Raw genomic sequence first — 17,935 nt, 5'->3', positions numbered from 1 at the left:
GGGGCGGCCCGGCAACAAAAAAAGACATGAACACCATCCTAGTGACTGGCGCGGCAGGATTCATCGGCATGCATGCCTGTGAACGCCTGCTGGCGCGCGGCGACACCGTGGTAGGTATCGACAACCTGAATACCTACTACGACGTCGCCTTGAAAGAGGCCCGCCTGGCCCGCCTGAAGGCACACCCCGGCTTTTCCTTCGAACGCCTCGATATCGCCGACCGAGGCGCCATGGCGGCCTTGTTCGAGCGCACGCGCCCGGACCGGGTGCTGCATCTGGCAGCCCAGGCTGGCGTCCGTTATTCGCTCGAAGCACCTCACGCCTATGCGGATTCGAATCTGACAGGCTTCGTCAATCTGCTGGAAGGCTGCCGCGCGCATCCTGTCCAGCATCTGGTGTATGCCAGCAGCTCCAGCGTCTATGGGGGCAACATGAAGCTGCCCTTCTCCGAACGCGATGCGGTAGACCACCCGATCAGCCTGTACGCCGCCACCAAGCGCGCCAATGAACTGATGGCGCATACTTACAGCCATCTGTTCAAGCTGCCGGCCACCGGCCTGCGCTTTTTCACGGTGTACGGCCCCTGGGGGCGCCCCGACATGGCGCTGTTCAAATTCACGCGCGCCATCCTGGCCGGTGAGCCGATCGACGTCTACGGCCACGGGCAATTGCTGCGCGACTACACCTACATCGACGATATCGTCGAGGGGGTTCTGCGCGTGCTCGACAAGCCCGCCACGCCCGATCCGGATTACGACCCGCTGGCGCCGAATCCTTCCACCGGCAACGCACCTCACCGGGTATTCAATATCGGCAACCAGGCGCCTACGCTGCTCACGGATTACATTGCGGCCCTGGAATCCGCCCTCGGGATGAAAGCCATCCAGCGCATGCTGCCGCAGCAACCGGGGGATATGCACACCACGTCGGCCGACACCACGGCACTCGCCGGCTGGGTTGGCTTCACGCCCTCCACACCTGTGCCTGAGGGCGTGGCGCATTTCATCAATTGGTATCGGGATTTTTATCGATCATGAAAGTAACCGTTTTCGGCACTGGCTATGTCGGCCTGGTTCAAGGAACCGTGCTGGCGGATGTGGGTCACGATGTCACCTGCATTGACATCGACGCCGCCAAGGTCTCCAGGCTGCAGGCAGGCGACATTCCCATTCACGAGCCCGGCCTGGCGCCGCTGGTCAAGGATAACCAGGCCGCCGGCCGCCTGCGCTTTAGCACCGATGCCGCGGCGGGCGTGGCGCATGGGGAAGTGATTTTCCTGGCGGTGGGCACACCACCCGATGAAGACGGCAGCGCCGATCTGAAGCACGTGCTGGCCGTGGCGCGCACCATCGCCCAGCACATGGACGGCCCGCGCACCCTGGTCAACAAATCCACCGTGCCGGTGGGCACCGCCGACCGCGTGGCTGCCGCCGTCCGCGAAGTGCTCCAGGCACGCGGTGTGCAGCACGCGTTCGACGTCGTCTCGAACCCGGAATTCCTGAAGGAAGGTGCCGCGGTGGCCGATTGCAAGCGGCCCGACCGCATCGTCATCGGCACGGAAAGCCCGGCCGCGGAAGCACGGTTGCGCGAGCTGTATGCCCCGTTCAACCGCAACCACGACAAGATCGTGGTCATGGACATCCGCAGCGCCGAGCTGACGAAATACGCGGCCAATGCGATGCTGGCCACCAAGATCAGCTTCATGAACGAGATCGCCAACCTGGCCGAGCGCCTGGGAGCCGATGTGGAAGCCGTGCGCCGCGGCATTGGCAGCGATCCGCGCATCGGCTACCACTTCATCTATCCGGGCCTGGGTTACGGGGGTAGTTGCTTCCCGAAAGATGTGAAGGCCCTGATCCACACCGCTCGCAGCGCGGATTTCTCACCCGAGCTCATGCTGGCGGTGGAGAGGCGCAATGAGGCCCAGCGGCGCGTGCTGTTCGAACGCATCAACGCCTACTACGGCGGCAACCTGAAAGGCAAAGTCGTCGCCCTGTGGGGCTTGGCTTTCAAGCCCAATACGGACGATATGCGGGAGGCTCCCAGCCGTACACTGATGGAAGCGCTGTGGGAAGCCGGCGCGCTTGTGCAGGCCCATGATCCCGTGGCCATGGACGAGGCACGCCGCATCTACGGCGAGCGGCCGGATTTCATGCTGGCCGCCACACCGAATGCCGCCCTCGAAGGCGCCGATTGCCTGGCCATCGTGACCGAATGGCAGACTTTCCGCGTACCGGATTTCGAGCAGATGGCGCAGTTGCTCAAAGACCGCATGGTGTTCGACGGCCGCAACCTGTATGACCCTGCCCTGGTCACGCGCCATGGGCTGGGTTACTCCTCGATTGGCCGCGCCGCGACGAAACCAGTTTAAAACCGGTTTGGCAGCGCTACAGGACGTGCGTCACCAGCCTGAAATCCGGATCATCCGGATAGGCCTTGACTGAAAAGCCCAGGCTTTGCATCAGCTTGAGCATGGCGCCGTTGCTGGTCAGTACCATGCCCACGATCTCCTGCAGGCCTCTATCGCGCGCCACGTCCATGATGCTGTGCATCATGCGTGTCCCCAGCCCCTGGCCGGCGAAGGCATCATCTACCACCAGGGAAAACTCGCAACTCGTATGGTCAGGGTTGGTGATGTAGCGCGAAACCGCAATGAAGCGCTCGCTCACCTCCTGCTGTCCGTCTTCGCCCAGCTTCTCCTCCTTGATCACGGCGCATAGCGCCATCTCGCGGTCATAGTCGATCAGCGTGAAGCGTGAGAGCATGCCCGGCGGCAATTCCGGCATGCTGGAAACGAAGCGGAAATATCGGCTTTCGGGTGACAGGCGCTTGGTCAGATCCTGCAGCATCTGCGCATCACCAGGGTGAATGGGCCGCACCGTGTATTCGCCGCCACCACGCAGCGGCCAGATCTGCTCATAGCGCGCCGGATACGGCAGGATCGCCAGATGGCCATAGCCGCGCCCGCCTCCCGCCGATGTGGAAGGCGCATGCCCGACGACAATACGCGCATCCACCGCCACGGCGCCATGCTCGTCCACGATGATGGGGTTGATATCCATCTCACGCAGTTGCGGCAACTCGCACACCATCTCGGACACGCGCAGCAGCACCCGCTCCAGCGCCTGCATGTTCACGGCCGGCGCGCCGCGCCATTCCCCCAGTGTTTCGGCCACGCGCGCGCGCTCGATCAGCCGATGCGCGAGGAACTGGTTGAGCGGCGGCAGCTCCATGGCGTTACCCCCCATCAACTCGATCATCGTGCCGCCCGCACCGAAGGCAATCACGGGGCCAAACGGATCGTCGGTCACCACGCCGATATACAGCTCCCGCCCACGCCGCATCCTGGCCATGGCCTGTACCGTGATGCCATTGATCCGTGCATCGGGCCGGGCGCGGGCCACATTGGCCATCATGTCGTGGTAGACATCGCGCACCTGCGTCGCGTTCATCACATTCAGCGCCACCCCGCCCACATCGCTCTTGTGGCTGATGTCTGGAGAATCGACCTTCAGCGCAACGGGAAAGCCCTGCTGCGCGGCAATCATCATGGCCTCGCTCGGGTTGCGGGCCAGAATCGTGGAAGTCACCGGAATATGGAAAGCCGCCAGCAGCGCCTTCGACTCCATCTCGGTCAATGCCTGCCTCCGCTCGGCCAGCACGCTCTCGATCAAAAGCCGCGCGCCCTCCACATCCGGTGCCGCCAACTGAGAAAGAGGCGGCGGCGTTTGCTGCAGCAACTGCTGGTTCTGATAGAAGCTGGAAATGTTGCGGAAAGCCCCGACCGCGGCCTCCGGCGTACGGAAGGTGGGAATCTGCGCATCCGCCATCAGCGTGCGCGCCGCGCCCACCGAAGCGTCTCCCATCCAGCAACTGAGCAAGGGCTTTGACAGCTGGGGACGCGCATCCGCGAGCACGCGCGCAATGGCCTCGGCGTCGCCGCCGACCTTCGGCGAGTAGATCACCAGCACGCCGTCCACCGCCCTGTCACGCGCCGCCGCCTCCAGCGCCAGGCGATAGTGCTCGGGCTGCGCATCTTCCGAGAGGTCGATCAGGTCGGCCAGCGACGCAATCGGTGGCAGCTGAGGCAACAGCACACGCGCTGCCGCCTCCGACAGCACACCCAACTGCAAGCCGATCTCGCTCACCCAGTCGGCTGCCAGCACCCCCGGGCCGCCACCATTGGTAATGATGGCCAGCCGCTTGCCCACGGGCCTGTAGCGCGAAGCCAGGCACTTGGCCGCGGAAAAAAGCTCGACGAACGAGCGCACCCGCACGGCGCCAGCCCGGCGCAAAGCGGCATCGAACACCGCGTCGCTGCCGACGATGGAGCCCGAGTGCGTCTGCGCAGCCGCATTGCCCGCCAGCTTGCGCCCCGCCTTGAGCACCACCACCGGTTTGCTGCTGGCGGCTGCGCGCAAGGCGCTCATGAAGCGGCGCGCATTCGAAATCCCCTCCATATAGACCACGATGGCCTGGGTATGCCGGTCGCTTGCCAGGAAATCCAGCATATCAGCGATGCGCAGCGCGCTGTGTGGCCCCACCGAAACCACAGTGGAAAACCCTACGCGGTTCTGGCGTGCCCAATCCAGGATCGCAGCCGTGAGCGCCCCCGACTGTGACACCAGGGCTTGCTGTCCGGAGGTGGCCAGCGGCCCGAGCGTGCTGGCGTTCAAAAGCCACGCCGGCCGCTGAAAACCCTGGCTGTTGGGCCCCAACAGCATCACTCCGTGCCGCTGGGCCGTGCGAGCCATCTCAGCCGCCAGCGGCGCGCCGATGCCGGCCGAGAGCACCATCGCTGCCTTGCATTTGATGCGCCCCGCCAGTTCCAGTGCAGCCACGATTTCATCGGGCGGCAGGGCAATGATGGCCAAATCGGCCCGCGTTTGCGCCAGATCGCCCAGCGTCCCGGTGGTCTGCGTGCTGAGCTCGGTCACCCGGCCCCTGTAGGTTTGCGCCCGGAACCCTGCGAGCAACGCCTGCGCGTGCGGCGTCTGCCCAGCCGGATCATTCTCGTTACCGGTGAAAAGAATGATTGATTCAGGATCGAAAAGCGGGCTGAGGTAATGCTTGTCCATGGCCGTTTTTGAAAGACCCAAGGGGAAAACCTTTATTTTGCGCGCGAAGGGTGTGAACACGCTCTGAGACAATGTACCCATGAGCTCCGTTCCCTTGCAAAACAACACCTTCCTGCGCGCCTGCCTCGGTCAGGCCACTCCCCACACCCCCGTCTGGCTGATGCGGCAAGCCGGGCGCTATCTGCCCGAATATTGCGCCACGCGCGCCAAGGCCGGCAGCTTCATGGGCCTGGCCACCAATGTTGACTACGCCACCGAGGTCACCCTGCAGCCGCTGGAGCGCTATCCGCTCGATGCCTCCATTCTGTTTTCCGACATCCTCACGGTGCCCGACGCGATGGGCCTGGGCCTTTCGTTCGCACAAGGGGAAGGCCCGAAATTCGAGCGCACGGTGCGGGATGAAGCCGCCGTGGCCGAACTGGCCGTACCCGACATGAACAAACTCCGGTACGTGTTCGATGCCGTGACATCCATCCGCAAGGCACTGAACGGCCGCGTGCCGCTGATCGGCTTCTCGGGCAGCCCCTGGACGCTGGCCTGCTACATGGTCGAGGGCGGCAGCTCCCAGGACTACCGTGCCGTCAAGACGCTGATGTATGCCCGGCCCGATCTGATGCACCGGATCCTGGCCATCAACGCCGATGCCGTGGCGCTTTACCTGAACGCCCAGATCGATGCCGGTGCCCAAGCCGTGATGATTTTCGACAGTTGGGGAGGCGTGTTGGCCGACGGCGCTTTCCAGGCCTTCAGTCTGGCCTATACCGCACGCGTGCTGTCCCAGCTCAAGCGCACCGGCACGGATGGCAACGTGGTTCCTCGCATCGTCTTCACCAAGGGCGGCGGCCTGTGGCTGCGTGAGATGCGCGAACTCGATTGCGATGTGCTGGGACTGGATTGGACGATGAACCTGGGCGCGGCACGGGCCATCGTTTCCGAAGGCAATGCCGGCAAGGCGCTCCAGGGCAACATCGACCCCAACGTGCTGTTCGCGCCGCCCGAGGCCATCCGCGCACAAGCGCGTGCGGTGCTGGACAGCTTCGGCGCCCCGCATGCCGACCCCGCCACGCGCGGCACCACCCATATCTTCAACCTCGGCCATGGCATCAGCCAGTTCACGCCCCCGGAACACGTGGCTCATCTGGTGGACGAAGTGCACATCCATTCCAGGCGAATGCGCGCAGGCAGCTGAAGAGACGAAGGAACGCGCGCCAAGTCAAGTGTTTTTCGCCCGCTTGAAACAAAAAAAGTGAGGTATGCGACTTTACTTATGCACAAAACTTCTGCTAGTGCGCCTTTTGAAAAAGGCCAAAGGCGTGAATCGCAGAGGAATCGTAAGTTATTGATTTATATAAGAATCAAACATTGCTTTTTTGATAGGCAAGGTAATGGAAGCCTTGATTGGCAAGGGCTTGCGGCGAATAGAGAGTAGTTTTCAACAAAGTTATCCACAGAAATTGGGAATGACTCTCAAAACGCATTCAAAACAAGCACTTAAGGTAAAAACTGCATGTGGATTGGATACCTTGCCGGGGCCAATTGGGGTATGGGAGTTTTTTAAGGGATGACAAACCCCGCCCCAGTTCACTGGATTGCCGTCGCCGTCGCCACACCTGCCCACAGCGGTATTGGCACGCCGCTGACCTATCGCAGTACCGAACCCTTGCCTCCCGGCACCCTGGTGCGCGTGCCGCTCGGCAAACGGGAAGTGCTGGGGGTGGTCTGGGCCCTGGTGGAGGAACCTGAGCCTGAACTGGCCGATTCGGCGCGCGATATTGCAGGCACCCTGGGCGAGCTGCCTCCGCTGGACGAACACTGGCGTGCCTTGATCGGCTTTGCCGCCCGCTACTACCAGCGAGCCCTGGGCGAAGTGGCCCTGGCGGCCCTGCCGCCACAACTGCGTACCCTGAGCGCCACACAAATGGCCCGCCGGCTGAAACGCCTGCACGCCGCGGAGCCTGGGCAAAAAATCGAAGCGCGCGAATCCTTGCAAGCGCTTTCCACCGATCAAGAGAGCGCCCTGGGCCGGATCGAGCAGGAAAGCGGCCCGTTCCTGCTCTTTGGCACCACGGGCAGCGGCAAGACAGAGGTCTACATGCGTGCGGCGGAACGCGTATTGGCCCGTGACCCCGAGGCGCAGGTCATGGTGCTGGTACCCGAGATCAACCTGACCCCGCAGCTGGAAGCGCGCTTTGTCACGCGATTTGGCGAAGCATCCGTGGTGTCGATGCACAGCGGCCTGACGCCCCCGCAGCGCCTGGCAGGCTGGCTGGCGGCACATGCCGGCCAAGCCCGCATCGTCCTCGGCACGCGCATGGCGGTACTGGCTTCCATGCCCCACCTAGCGCTGATCGTGGTGGATGAAGAGCACGACCCAAGCTACAAGCAGCAGGAAGGCGCCCGGTATTCGGCACGCGATCTGGCCGTCTACAGAGGTCGATTGGTTGGTGCCAAGGTCATTCTGGGCTCGGCCACCCCTTCACTTGAAAGCTGGCAACAAAGCCGCCCGGTCTCCGATGGAGGCAGCGGCCGCTACGTGCGGCTGGCCATGCCCCGCCGAATCGGCGCGGAAGACGGCGGCGCCGGCCTGCCCCGCGTGCGCCGCGTGGACATGAGCCGCCAGCCGCGCGGCACCTTGATCTCGCCGCCCCTGCTGGCCGCCATCGGCGAGCGCGCGGCGCGCGGCGAGCAGGCGCTGCTGCTGCTCAACCGCCGCGGCTATGCGCCCGTGCTGCACTGCGCCGATTGCGGCTGGAAGAGCGAATGCCCCTACTGCAGTGCCTACCGCGTGTTCCACAAGATCGACCGCACCCTGCGCTGCCACCACTGCGGCTTCACCGAGCGTGTGCCCCGCGCGTGCCCCTCGTGCGGCAATCTGGATATCGGCACCATCGGGCGCGGCACCGAACAGTTGGAGGAGCACATCGGCCAATTGCTCGCGCCTGTCATGCGCCCCGACGGCACCCCCATCCGCGTTGCCCGCATCGATGCCGATTCCACACGAGGCAAGGGCTCCCTGGAAACCCAACTGGCCCAAGTGCATGCCGGCGAGGTGGATGTGCTGGTCGGCACGCAGATGATCGCGAAAGGGCATGATTTTCGGCGCGTCACGCTGGTGGCTGCCATCAACCCGGATTCAGCGCTGTTTTCCAGCGATTTCCGGGCGCCGGAACGCCTGTTCTCGCTCCTGCTGCAGGCGGCGGGAAGAGCGGGGCGGGATGCCGCCGTCGCCGCGGCCAGCGAAATGTGGGTGCAAACCCAGCACCCGCAGCATCCGCTGTATGAGGCGCTGAAAGCGCATGATTACTCCAGCTTTGCCGAGAGCCAACTGACCGAGCGCGCCCAGGCCGGCCTGCCGCCCTTCACGCACCTGGCGCTGCTGCGCGCGGATGCCAGAACCCAGGATGCCGCGCAAGCCTTCCTGAAGGCCGCCGCGGAAGCCGCCCGAACGGCGCTCACCGACGGGGGTGATGTGCAGGCGGCCCTTGAACACACCACCTGGTACCCGCCTGTCCCCATGGCGGTGCAGCGGGTGGCCAACGTCGAGCGCGCGCAGATGATGATCGAAAGCCTGTCGCGCCCTGCCCTCCAACGTGTGCTGACCGCTTGCCAGCCCTTGTTGCACAAGTTACGCGCAGATCCGGAGCATCGGGGCATCGTCCGCTGGGCCGTGGACGTGGATCCGCTCGCCGTCTAGTCTTCTTGACATCACCGTGCGCCTTTGTCTGACAAAGACCAAATGGCGGACGGCCTAAAGTGGGATTTTCCGGTTTGCCGGATATGGAAAGGAAATCACCATGCCCCACAAAAGACTCTTTGCTCTGCTCGCCCTGGCTGGCGCGATGGCCATGCCCGCCTTCGCGCAATCGCAAGGCGCCACCACCAGCCAGACCAACCTCGATCAAGCCGCCGCAGCCAAGGAGCGCCGGGCGGCTTCCGTTCGCAGCCAACTGGCCCCGGTCACCGCCGAGCAGGCCCGCTCCAATGAATTGATGCGCTGCGCCAACCTGCCCGCTTTTTACAAGGTGGACTGCGAAGCACGTGTGAATGGCAAGGGTGAAGTGTCTGGCAGCGTGATCGGCGGCGGGTTGATCAAGGAAACGACCACTCAGGTCACGCCAGAGGAGCTGGCCAATGCGCCTCGCGTGGAGCTGAAGCCTCAGGATCCGGCCCCAGCCACACCCGTGAAGAACCCGCAGCGCAAGCACTGACATCCTTACCGCATTTATTTCGCATACAGCCCCGCGACGGCTGAAAACGAAATGAATGCGGCGCAAGTCGACCATAGGATGATGCGGGCAATGCGCCCGTTGTCAGCCCCGAAACGCTCAGCCAGCAAAGATACATTGCTGGCGCTGGGCAGCGCAGCCGTCAATATCAGCGGCACCAAGGCCGCGTGACTGAGCACTCCGGCCTTCAGCGCCAGGCTGCCGAACCCCCATATGAGTAAGGGGTGCAGCACCAGCTTGCATCCCGCCACCCAACCGATGTCCCCGCTCGGCGCTTTGGCGTGGCTTTGCCCCAGCTTGTCCAGCATCTGTGAGCGCGCCAACACCGCACCAATGGCAAACAAAGCCACGGGAGAGGCTGAGTTGCCCAGCAATGTCACCGTCTGCAGCACCGGGCTCCAGAGCGCGAAGCTGGTGGCGCTGGCCAGTGCGCCCAACAGGATGGCCCAGGGCATGGGGTTGCGCAGAACACCTTTGAGCGCATTTCCCATGGCGCGTGATGCGCCATGCTCGCCCGCCGCCCCCCATTGAGACAGGCCGATGCAAAGCGATGTGGTCACCGCCATGTCGATCAGCATGGTGGACATCACGAAACCCACGCTGCGCTCCCCCAGCAAAGCCAGGATCAGCGGCACTCCCATGAAACCGGAGTTCGGAAACGCTGCGACCAGAGCCCCCATGGCGGCATCTGGCCATCCGGCGCCGCGCCGTCGCGCCAACCAGGCCGTCAGCGCCACGATCAGAAGCGCCGCCACGAACCAGAGCAAGCCCACCACCGGATCAAACATCTGCTCCAGCGGCGTGGCACTGCCGATGCGGTAGAGCATGCAGGGCAGCGCGAAGTACAGCACGAACATGTTCAACCCCGGTACGGCGTCGAGCGGCAGCAAGCGTGAACGCGCCGCGACATAACCGCAGAGCACCAAGGCGAAAAACGGAAGCGTGACAGTGAAAATATGAACCAAGGTACTCATGATGTCGTCGGCAATAAGGCCTCCAGCCCTAGGGATGCTCTGCACAAATAAATCGCCGCGTGCATCTGCGGACTCGGGCGCTCTGCCGCGTTGCCTAGGCCGGCCGCGCAAATCCTCGCGATACCGCCCGGTATCACTGCGGTTTGCGCCTTGCAGCCCATCCCGATCCGCAGCGCCCGCTTACCGTTCGATTTGTGCAGAGCATCCCTAGCGTAAATCGCACTCGTTATGATCGGCGCTGGATCCATTTTCGCTTTCGCCGTGCCCACAGATGGCACAGGCCCCTCCAAGAGCGTGTTCTAAGGCCCGGTACGGGCCCTGTTTTCCTCGCATGTCCTCCGATCGCCTCAATCTCGCCCAGCTAGACGCCGTGAACCACCTGCGCGGACCCTGCCTGGTGCTGGCCGGCGCCGGTTCGGGCAAAACCCGTGTCATCACGCAGAAAATCGCCAGGCTGATCCAGACCGGCCTGGAACCCCGCCGCGTGGCGGCCATCACCTTCACCAACAAGGCTGCCACCGAAATGCGCGAGCGCGCGCGCGGGCTCATCGGCAAGGCTGCTGGCGAGGTGCTGATCTGCACCTTCCACGCCCTGGGGGTGCGGCTTTTGCGTGAAGACGGCGCGGTCATGGGCTTGAAGCCGCAATTCAGCATTCTCGACAGCGACGAATGCCTGAGCCTTCTGAAAGACTGCGGCACCACCACCGATGCCGCCACTGCCCGCCAGTGGCAATGGACCATCAGCCACTGGAAAAACGAAGGGCTCTCGCCGGAGCAGGCGCTGGCACAGGCCACCCACGAAGGCGACCGCGAAACGGCGCGGCTGATGGTGCACTATCACGAGCGTCTCTCCGCGTACCAGGGCGTTGATTTCGACGACTTGATCGGATTGCCCCTGCGCATGCTCCGGGAGCACCCCGAAGTCGCCGAAAAGTGGCAAACACGCCTGGGCCACGTTCTGGTGGACGAGTACCAGGACACGAACGCCACGCAGTACGAGCTGATGAAGCTCCTGGTGGGAAGCGCTGGCAACTTCACCGCCGTGGGCGACGACGACCAGAGCATCTATGGCTGGCGCGGCGCCACCCTGGACAACCTCAAGCGGCTGCCGGTCGATTTTCCGAGCCTGAAGGTCATCAAGCTGGAGCAGAACTACCGCTCCACCAGCGCCATCCTCCGGGCCGCCAACAACGTCATCGGCCCCAACCCCAAGCTGTTCCCCAAGCGGCTTTTTTCCGAGTTGGGCGAAGGCGAGCCGGTGCGCGTGATCGATTGCGACCACGAAGTCCACGAGGCCGACCGCGCAGCGGCGCGCATCCTGACGCTGCACGCCACCTCCGCGCAGAAGGAATGGCGTGACTTCGCCATTCTGTACCGCGCCAACCACCAGGCCAGGGTATTCGAGCAAGCGCTCCGGCGAGCGCAGATTCCCTACAAGGTCTCAGGCGGTCAAAGCTTTTTCGATCGTGCCGAGATCAAGGATCTCTGCGCGTGGTTTCGCCTGTGGATCAACGAGGACGACGACCCCGCGTTCCTGCGCGCGATCACCACCCCCAAACGCGGCATCGGCCACCAGACGCTGGCGCAACTGGGCGAGCTCGCGAGTAAATACCGATTGAGCCTGTTTGGTGCCCTATTCTCGAACTCGCTCGAAGGTGTGCTCTCTACGCGTGCCGTCGGCAGCCTGCACGAGTTCGGGCGTTTCGTGAACGATCTTCAGCACCGCGCCCGCCATACCACGGGGGAAGAGGCCGCCAAGGCCTTCCTGATGGACTGGCTGAAAGAGATCGACTACGAAAAACACCTGCTGGCCTCGGAGGAAAGCGAAAAGCTCGCCGCCTCACGCTGGGGCAACGTGCTGGAATTCTGCGACTGGATGGCCGGCCGCTGCGGCGGCCAGATCGAAGACGCCACGGGCGCCACATCGAACACCGAGCGCAAGAGCCTGCTGGAGGTAGCGCAAACCATCTCGCTGATCTCCACCTTGAGCGAGCGCGAGCAGGATCCGAACATGGTCACCCTTTCCACCCTACACGCCTCGAAGGGCCTGGAGTGGCCGCACGTGGTGCTGGCGGGCGTGAACGAAGGCTTGCTTCCTTTCCGTACCGACGACACCCCGGCCGACGCCGTCGCCGCCCGCATCGAGGAAGAACGACGCCTGATGTACGTGGGAATCACCCGCGCCCGGCAAACCCTGGCGGTCAGTTGGACACGCCGGCGCAAGAAGGGCCGGGAGATCGTGGCCGCGCAACCCAGCCGCTTCATCGCCGAGATGGCGCTTGATCAATCCACCGCACGCGAAGACCCGCGTGAAAAACTCAAGGCCCTGCGCGCCGAGTTTGCCCGCAAAGCCGCCGACCAAGCTGCACAGGCGTCCACCAAGACATGAAACACGCTCTCCCGTACCGATCTGCTTTCAGCATCATCGTCATGGCGTTGGCCGCGGTGGTCCTGACCTTCCCTGCCCTTGCGCAGGATGCATCCAAGCCCAGCGCCGCGCCGACATGCCCGCCGACGAAGTCATTCCAGGCGCCACAGCTCTATGGCGCCTGGAAGATTGAACTCGGCGCCACCGGCCAAACCGGCCGCTTGATGCTCCGCCAACATCCCGAGTTCACCGAGAGCCTGCGCGGCGAACTCAGCTATGGCGCTACAAAATCCATTGCATCGGGCGACCTGGAGGAAGGCGAACTGAACCTCGACGAATCCAGCGACAAAGTCAGTCTCACCGCCACCTGGACAGGCAAGCTTGTCGAAAGCTCCTGCGGCAAGGAAATCCGCGGCGAATGGCATGACCTGGCCAAGAACATCAGCAGCCCGTTCGTGCTGCGGCGTGAAGCGGGCTGGTAGCTCTGCAGGTGTGTCCTGCAACCTGATTAACTTTGCAAATCGCGCCGCCTGAGCGCGCGCATTCGCCATTCGCGCGGGGAAGCCCAAAATGCTGCCGAAAGGCACGGCTGAAATGAGCGGCATCGTTGAACCCCCATCGGAAGCCGATTTCCGACACAGGCCGCATCACCCAGCGGGGATCGAGCAGATCGCGGCTGCAATGCGCCAAGCGGCGGCCCAGCAGGAACTGGGCTGGTGTCATGGGTTCGGCGGCAAAGAGACGGTGCAGATGCCCAATGGACATGCTCAACCGGCGGGCCACCATTTCCATGGTCAGATCGGGATCATGCAGATTGTCCTCGATGCATCGGCGAATCCGCTCCAGATGGTAGGACTGCAGCGCCGTCTGCTCCACGCGCGGCCCCTCGGCGCCTCCCTGCAAGCCGGCAGCGACCAGGCTGACCAGCGTCTCGCTCACGCTCCGTGCGGCCGGCGCGGGAAGACAATCGGTGTCGCGCCTCAGCGCATGCAGCATCCCTGCGAGGAGGCGGCCGGGGCCGCTGTCACCAGACACCTTCACGGCCGTGAAAGACTCCACCTCCGGCATGACCCTCCGGAGCGCATCGCCGGGGACCTTGAGAATGATTTCCTCGAAAGCTCCGCCGAACCGGAGCGTGTAGGGACGCGCGCTGTGATAGATGGAAAAATCCCCCGGCTCCATCAGCGTCTCGCGGCCATCCTGCTCGACGTAGCCGTGCCCGATGCTCTGCGTGGCCACCAGGAAGCAATCCTCGGTATCGCGCGCAATGGCCGCGGGCGTGCGGACCACCGTCTGCGGTTGCGAACGGATGACCGACATTTCCAGGCTATCCAGGGGATGGCGCTCTATGGAACCCTCGAATCCACGGGGCCCCGCCCGCTTCGGATCGCAATCCAGATGCACATACGTCGAGCAGATCATGTCCACCCAGAAAGCGACCCGCTCACGCGAATTCACCAGGGCAGTTGACAGGAGCTGTTTCACGGCGGCTCTCCTCGCACTCCCAGTACGCAGACACGCGCACAACCGGTCATGCAAAGCGCATTAAATGAGCCGAGTGAGCTGCCGTCAAGAGCTGGGGCCGCACTGTCCTGGCTACAGCATGCGCCTGCAATACCGTGTTATTCAGGCGCCTGTTCGGCAGGCTGCTCCACCTTGACCTCGCGATAGCCGAACTCCTCAGGCATTCTGGACACCACGCGATCGCCGGGTGCCTTGTTCAGCAGGAGCCGGGTCACGTCGGGCCGGGCATAGTGGCCTGCGGGGTCCGCCGCCGCCTTGGCCAGAGGAATGGCCGCAAGATCGATATCCGCGACCACCAGGCCCTCTTCCGTCTCTTCGAGGCACTCCCCCATCTCCGATCCGTCGGGCGCGTAGATACGCGCAAAGCCGCCACCTTGCAGAAGAAACTGGCGCTGCTGGTCGTCGGTGCACAGCGTCTTCTGCATCTCGGCAGACACCGTGGCGCAAGGCGCAATCACGAAGGTGCCGCCTTCGACCGCGTAGATCCGGCTGGCGGCGTTGTTGACTTCAGCGCCGAGCGCGTGCGCGCCGCCACGGTAGACCGAGAAGCTGGGCCAGGCCGCCACGTGAATCTGCTCGTTCTGAGCGTACATCGCGTATTTGCTCAAGGGCTGCAGATGCTCCCAGCAGTTGAGCATGCCGACACGGCCTACCGCCGTCGGCACCACCGTCAGATCGCTACCGTCGCCATCGCCAAAGACAGAGCGCTCCACATGCGTGGGGCGCAGTTTCCTGCGGGTCAGTTGAACCTCGCCATGATCGTCGATGAGCGCCTGCCCCATGTAGAGGCTTCCGCCAGATCGCTCGCTGTAGCCGAGCGCCAGCCAGATCCCCAGCCTCTTGGCAGCATCGCGCAGCTTCAGGAATTCTGCGGAATCCAGCGACAGGGAATTGTCGAAATAACGCTGCACGAACTGCATGCCCAATGCTGGGGCGGACACCCAGATCCACCAGGGGTATCCCGGTATCCAGGTTTCAGGGAAAGCGACGAATTGGACACCCTTCTTGGCGGCATCCTCCATGATCGAAATCGTCTTGTCGATGCTGGCATCAAGATCGAGAAACGCCGGCGCTGCCTGCACGGCGGCTACACGGATCTTGGGGTGCTGAAGAGCGGGCATGAGGATCTCCTGGATGGGCTGTAGGAACTCTGTCTTTTATGTCCCGATGTTGCGACACCCCACAGCCCCCGTCTTGTCCAGGACTCACGCGGGAATTGACTATTCCTCGCATAAGCCAGAGGAGCAAAAAAACCTTTATTCCCTTTGTAAGCGCCCCAACAAAAAACCCCGCTGACTTTCATCAGCGGGGTTTTTAATTTGGTTGCGCGAGAAGGATTTGAACCTCCGACCTTTGGGTTATGAGCCCAACGAGCTACCAGACTGCTCCATCGCGCGGTAAGCTAAGAAGTATAACCTATTTTCAGGCTTTTTGCTCTTCTTCCGAAGAAATTTCTGGGCGATCGACCAATTCGACGAAAGCCATAGGCGCGTTGTCGCCCACGCGGAAGCCCATCTTCAGGATGCGCGTGTAGCCGCCCGGACGTGCCTTGAAGCGCGGGCCCAGATCGGAGAACAGCTTGGCCACGCTGGCGTCGTCACGCAGACGAGCAAAAGCCAGGCGCTTGTTGGCCACCGTGGCTTCCTTGGCCAGGGTGATCATGGGTTCGATCACGCGGCGCAGTTCCTTGGCCTTGGGCAGCGTGGTCTTGATGGCCTCGTGCTCGATGAGCGAGTTCATCATGTTGCGCAGCATCGCTTGGCGATGGGCGCTGGTACGGTTGAGTTTGCGAAGGCCGTTGCCGTGACGCATGGTGCTTTTCCTTTTCTAAATTACCTTATTTAAGAGCCGCCGGATCAGGTACGGCCCCTGCACTATGTATGTGTGCCCGCTAAACATAGCCATTAAAGCCCGGGCATCACTTTCCGAAGAACCTGAGATTCTACCTCGAAAACGCTCAATCAAGCACGTTCAAGGAAAATGGAGGGCCTGCATCAGGTCTGCAGAGCCCTCCGGATGCATCAGCGCTTGTCCAAGCCGGAGGGTGGCCAGTTTTCGAGCTTCATGCCGAGCGTCAGACCGCGCGAAGCGAGCACTTCCTTGATCTCGTTGAGCGACTTGCGGCCCAGGTTGGGGGTCTTCAGCAGCTCGTTCTCGGTACGCTGGATCAGATCGCCGATGTAGTAGATGTTCTCGGCCTTCAGGCAGTTGGCCGAACGCACCGTCAGTTCCAGCTCGTCCACAGGGCGCAGCAGGATCGGGTCGAAGCGCTCGCTGCCGCCACGTTGGGCAGGCTGGTCGAAGGCGGCCAGTTCGCTGCCTTCCAGCTGCGCGAACACAGCAAGCTGTTCCACCAGGATCTTGGCCGAGGCGCGCACGGCGTCTTCAGCGGTGATCGCACCGTTGGTCTCGATCTCGACCACCAGCTTGTCCAAGTCGGTACGCTGCTCCACACGAGCGCTGTCGACGGTGTAGCTCACGCGCTTGACGGGCGAGAACGAAGCGTCGAGCACAATGCGGCCGATCGACTTGGTCGTCTCGTCGGCATAGCGGCGCATGGTGCCGGGCACATAACCGCGGCCCTTCTCGACCTTGATCTGCATATCCAGCTTGCCGCCTTGTGACAGGGTGGCAATGACGTGCTCGGGGTTGACGATCTCGACATCATGCGGAGTCTGGATGTCGGCGGCGGTGACTACGCCCTCGCCTTCCTTGCGCAGGCTCAGCGTGACTTCATCGCGGTTGTGCAGCTTGAACACCACGCCCTTCAGGTTGAGCAGGATGTTGACCACGTCTTCCTGGACGCCGTCGATGGTGGAGTACTCGTGCAGCACGCCGGCGATCGTCACTTCGGTGGGCGAATAGCCGACCATCGACGACAGCAGCACACGCCGCAGCGCGTTGCCCAGCGTATGGCCGTAGCCGCGCTCGAAGGGCTCGAGCGTGACCTTGGCTTTGTTGGCGCCCAAGGGCTCGACGTTGATGGCTTTGGGTTTCAGCAGTTGGGTTTGCATTCTCTAGACTTCCTCTCAATACCCCCGGCTCGTTACACCGGTAAGGCTGGTGAAGCACCAAACCCGCCAGGACGGCGGGTTGGAACAAGGGTGGACTAAAACCGCAAGAATCAGCGCGAATAAAGTTCGACGATCAGTGATTCATTGATGTCTGCGCCAAACTCGTCGCGATCAGGCACTTTCTTGAAGGTGCCTTCAACTTTGTCAACATTGACCTCGACCCAGCCCGGCATGCCCACCTGGCCTGCCAGTTGCAGAGCTTCCTGCACACGGGTCTGCTTCTTCGATTTCTCGCGCACAGCCACGACGTCGCCAGTCTTGACCATGTATGAAGGAATGTTGACCGGCTTGCCGTTCACGGTCACAGCCTTGTGGGAGACCAGTTGGCGCGCTTCAGCACGGGTCGAACCGAAGCCCATGCGGTAGACGACGTTGTCCAGACGCGACTCCAGCAGGAACAGCAGGTTGGCACCGGTGTTGCCGCGGCGGCGATCGGCTTCTTCGAAGTAGCGGCGGAATTGCTTTTCGAGCACGCCGTACATGCGCTTGACCTTCTGCTTTTCACGCAGTTGCAGGCCGTAGTCCGACGTACGCTGGCCGGAGGTGCGGCCGTGTTGGCCAGGCTTGGAGTCGAACTTGGCCTTGTCGCTGATGGAACGGCGTGCGCTCTTCAGGAACAGGTCGGTGCCTTCACGGCGGGAAAGTTTGGCCTTGGGGCCGAGATAACGTGCCACTTGAACTTCCTTTTGCT

At 63.0% G+C, this 17,935-nt stretch carries 15 protein-coding genes and 1 tRNA gene; 8 read left to right on the top strand and 8 right to left on the bottom strand.

The window, feature by feature from the left end; translation table 11 throughout:
* Positions 1 to 26 precede the first annotated feature (26 nt).
* The gene (locus WJU18_RS08730) at positions 27 to 1,037 is read left to right on the top strand and encodes an NAD-dependent epimerase (protein ID WP_423459698.1); all 1,011 of its coding nucleotides are present in this window, start codon (positions 27 to 29) and stop codon (positions 1,035 to 1,037) included.
* The gene (locus WJU18_RS08725) at positions 1,034 to 2,371 is read left to right on the top strand and encodes a UDP-glucose dehydrogenase family protein (RefSeq protein WP_423459697.1); all 1,338 of its coding nucleotides are present in this window, start codon (positions 1,034 to 1,036) and stop codon (positions 2,369 to 2,371) included. Before WJU18_RS08730 ends, WJU18_RS08725 begins: the two co-directional genes overlap by 4 nt.
* A 16-nt stretch (positions 2,372 to 2,387) precedes the next feature.
* Here WJU18_RS08725 and WJU18_RS08720 read toward each other — a convergent pair whose 3' ends face one another.
* Positions 2,388 to 5,078 carry a GNAT family N-acetyltransferase gene (locus WJU18_RS08720; RefSeq protein WP_423459696.1) on the bottom strand — a complete coding sequence of 897 codons (2,691 nt, stop codon included), beginning with the start codon at positions 5,076 to 5,078 and terminating at the stop codon, positions 2,388 to 2,390.
* A gap of 79 nt (positions 5,079 to 5,157) precedes the next feature.
* Here WJU18_RS08720 and hemE point away from each other — a divergent pair, with 79 nt between their 5' ends.
* From hemE to WJU18_RS08700, 4 genes are all read left to right on the top strand, one after another.
* Positions 5,158 to 6,267, top strand: a complete 1,110-nt coding sequence (gene hemE / locus WJU18_RS08715) for a uroporphyrinogen decarboxylase (RefSeq protein ID WP_423459695.1) — start codon at positions 5,158 to 5,160, stop codon at positions 6,265 to 6,267.
* Between the two features lie 196 nt (positions 6,268 to 6,463).
* The gene (locus WJU18_RS08710; protein ID WP_423459694.1) at positions 6,464 to 6,643 is read left to right on the top strand and encodes a hypothetical protein; all 180 of its coding nucleotides are present in this window, start codon (positions 6,464 to 6,466) and stop codon (positions 6,641 to 6,643) included.
* Entirely contained in the window at positions 6,640 to 8,772 is a 2,133-nt protein-coding gene (gene priA, locus WJU18_RS08705) for a replication restart helicase PriA (RefSeq protein WP_423459693.1), read from the top strand. Before WJU18_RS08710 ends, priA begins: the two co-directional genes overlap by 4 nt.
* A gap of 100 nt (positions 8,773 to 8,872) precedes the next feature.
* Entirely contained in the window at positions 8,873 to 9,286 is a 414-nt protein-coding gene (locus WJU18_RS08700) for a hypothetical protein (protein WP_423459692.1), read from the top strand.
* A gap of 14 nt (positions 9,287 to 9,300) precedes the next feature.
* On the opposite strand, the gene WJU18_RS08695 is transcribed toward WJU18_RS08700, so the two are convergent.
* A complete protein-coding gene (locus WJU18_RS08695; protein ID WP_423460965.1) occupies positions 9,301 to 10,269 on the bottom strand; it encodes an AEC family transporter in 969 nt (322 codons plus the stop codon).
* 340 nt (positions 10,270 to 10,609) lie between these two features.
* On the opposite strand from WJU18_RS08695, the gene WJU18_RS08690 reads away from it, so the two are divergent.
* Both WJU18_RS08690 and WJU18_RS08685 read left to right on the top strand, forming a co-directional pair.
* Positions 10,610 to 12,667, top strand: coding sequence for an ATP-dependent helicase (locus tag WJU18_RS08690; protein ID WP_423459691.1), 2,058 nt, complete (start codon positions 10,610 to 10,612; stop codon positions 12,665 to 12,667).
* Positions 12,664 to 13,128, top strand: coding sequence for a hypothetical protein (locus WJU18_RS08685; RefSeq protein ID WP_423459690.1), 465 nt, complete (start codon positions 12,664 to 12,666; stop codon positions 13,126 to 13,128). Before WJU18_RS08690 ends, WJU18_RS08685 begins: the two co-directional genes overlap by 4 nt.
* On the opposite strand, the gene WJU18_RS08680 is transcribed toward WJU18_RS08685, so the two are convergent.
* The 6 genes from WJU18_RS08680 to rpsD all read right to left on the bottom strand — a co-directional run bounded on the left by WJU18_RS08680 (position 13,088) and on the right by rpsD (position 17,918).
* Positions 13,088 to 14,131, bottom strand: coding sequence for a helix-turn-helix domain-containing protein (locus WJU18_RS08680; protein ID WP_423459689.1), 1,044 nt, complete (start codon positions 14,129 to 14,131; stop codon positions 13,088 to 13,090). The two genes, WJU18_RS08685 and WJU18_RS08680, sit on opposite strands and share 41 nt — an antisense overlap.
* Positions 14,132 to 14,268: 137 nt before the next feature.
* Positions 14,269 to 15,291: a carbon-nitrogen hydrolase family protein gene (locus WJU18_RS08675; protein WP_423459688.1), complete on the bottom strand. Its 1,023-nt coding sequence runs from the start codon at positions 15,289 to 15,291 to the stop codon at positions 14,269 to 14,271.
* Positions 15,292 to 15,490: 199 nt separating this feature from the next.
* Positions 15,491 to 15,567 (bottom strand) — tRNA-Met (locus WJU18_RS08670).
* 25 nt (positions 15,568 to 15,592) lie between these two features.
* Positions 15,593 to 15,982, bottom strand: coding sequence for a 50S ribosomal protein L17 (gene rplQ, locus WJU18_RS08665; protein ID WP_423459687.1), 390 nt, complete (start codon positions 15,980 to 15,982; stop codon positions 15,593 to 15,595).
* Positions 15,983 to 16,191: 209 nt separating this feature from the next.
* A complete protein-coding gene (locus tag WJU18_RS08660; RefSeq protein WP_423459686.1) occupies positions 16,192 to 17,184 on the bottom strand; it encodes a DNA-directed RNA polymerase subunit alpha in 993 nt (330 codons plus the stop codon).
* 110 nt (positions 17,185 to 17,294) lie between these two features.
* A complete protein-coding gene (rpsD, locus tag WJU18_RS08655) occupies positions 17,295 to 17,918 on the bottom strand; it encodes a 30S ribosomal protein S4 (RefSeq protein WP_423459685.1) in 624 nt (207 codons plus the stop codon).
* Positions 17,919 to 17,935 lie beyond the last annotated feature (17 nt).

This window comes from Ottowia sp. VDI28 (assembly GCF_049532675.1).
In the GTDB taxonomy this organism is placed as follows: Bacteria; Pseudomonadota; Gammaproteobacteria; order Burkholderiales; family Burkholderiaceae_C; genus Ottowia.
This window is presented reverse-complemented; position numbering and strand designations above follow the sequence as displayed.

Bases quoted from the DNA above. Each gene is read 5' to 3' on its own strand.
- WJU18_RS08730 (WP_423459698.1), top strand. From the start codon at position 27: ATGAACACCATCCTAGTGACTGGCGCGGCAGGATTCATCGGCATGCAT.
- WJU18_RS08725 (WP_423459697.1), top strand. From the start codon at position 1,034: ATGAAAGTAACCGTTTTCGGCACTGGCTATGTCGGCCTGGTTCAAGGA.
- WJU18_RS08720 (WP_423459696.1), bottom strand. From the start codon at position 5,078: ATGGACAAGCATTACCTCAGCCCGCTTTTCGATCCTGAATCAATCATT.
- hemE (WP_423459695.1), top strand. From the start codon at position 5,158: ATGAGCTCCGTTCCCTTGCAAAACAACACCTTCCTGCGCGCCTGCCTC.
- WJU18_RS08710 (WP_423459694.1), top strand. From the start codon at position 6,464: ATGGAAGCCTTGATTGGCAAGGGCTTGCGGCGAATAGAGAGTAGTTTT.
- priA (WP_423459693.1), top strand. From the start codon at position 6,640: ATGACAAACCCCGCCCCAGTTCACTGGATTGCCGTCGCCGTCGCCACA.
- WJU18_RS08700 (WP_423459692.1), top strand. From the start codon at position 8,873: ATGCCCCACAAAAGACTCTTTGCTCTGCTCGCCCTGGCTGGCGCGATG.
- WJU18_RS08690 (WP_423459691.1), top strand. From the start codon at position 10,610: ATGTCCTCCGATCGCCTCAATCTCGCCCAGCTAGACGCCGTGAACCAC.
- WJU18_RS08685 (WP_423459690.1), top strand. From the start codon at position 12,664: ATGAAACACGCTCTCCCGTACCGATCTGCTTTCAGCATCATCGTCATG.
- WJU18_RS08675 (WP_423459688.1), bottom strand. From the start codon at position 15,291: ATGCCCGCTCTTCAGCACCCCAAGATCCGTGTAGCCGCCGTGCAGGCA.
- rplQ (WP_423459687.1), bottom strand. From the start codon at position 15,982: ATGCGTCACGGCAACGGCCTTCGCAAACTCAACCGTACCAGCGCCCAT.
- WJU18_RS08660 (WP_423459686.1), bottom strand. From the start codon at position 17,184: ATGCAAACCCAACTGCTGAAACCCAAAGCCATCAACGTCGAGCCCTTG.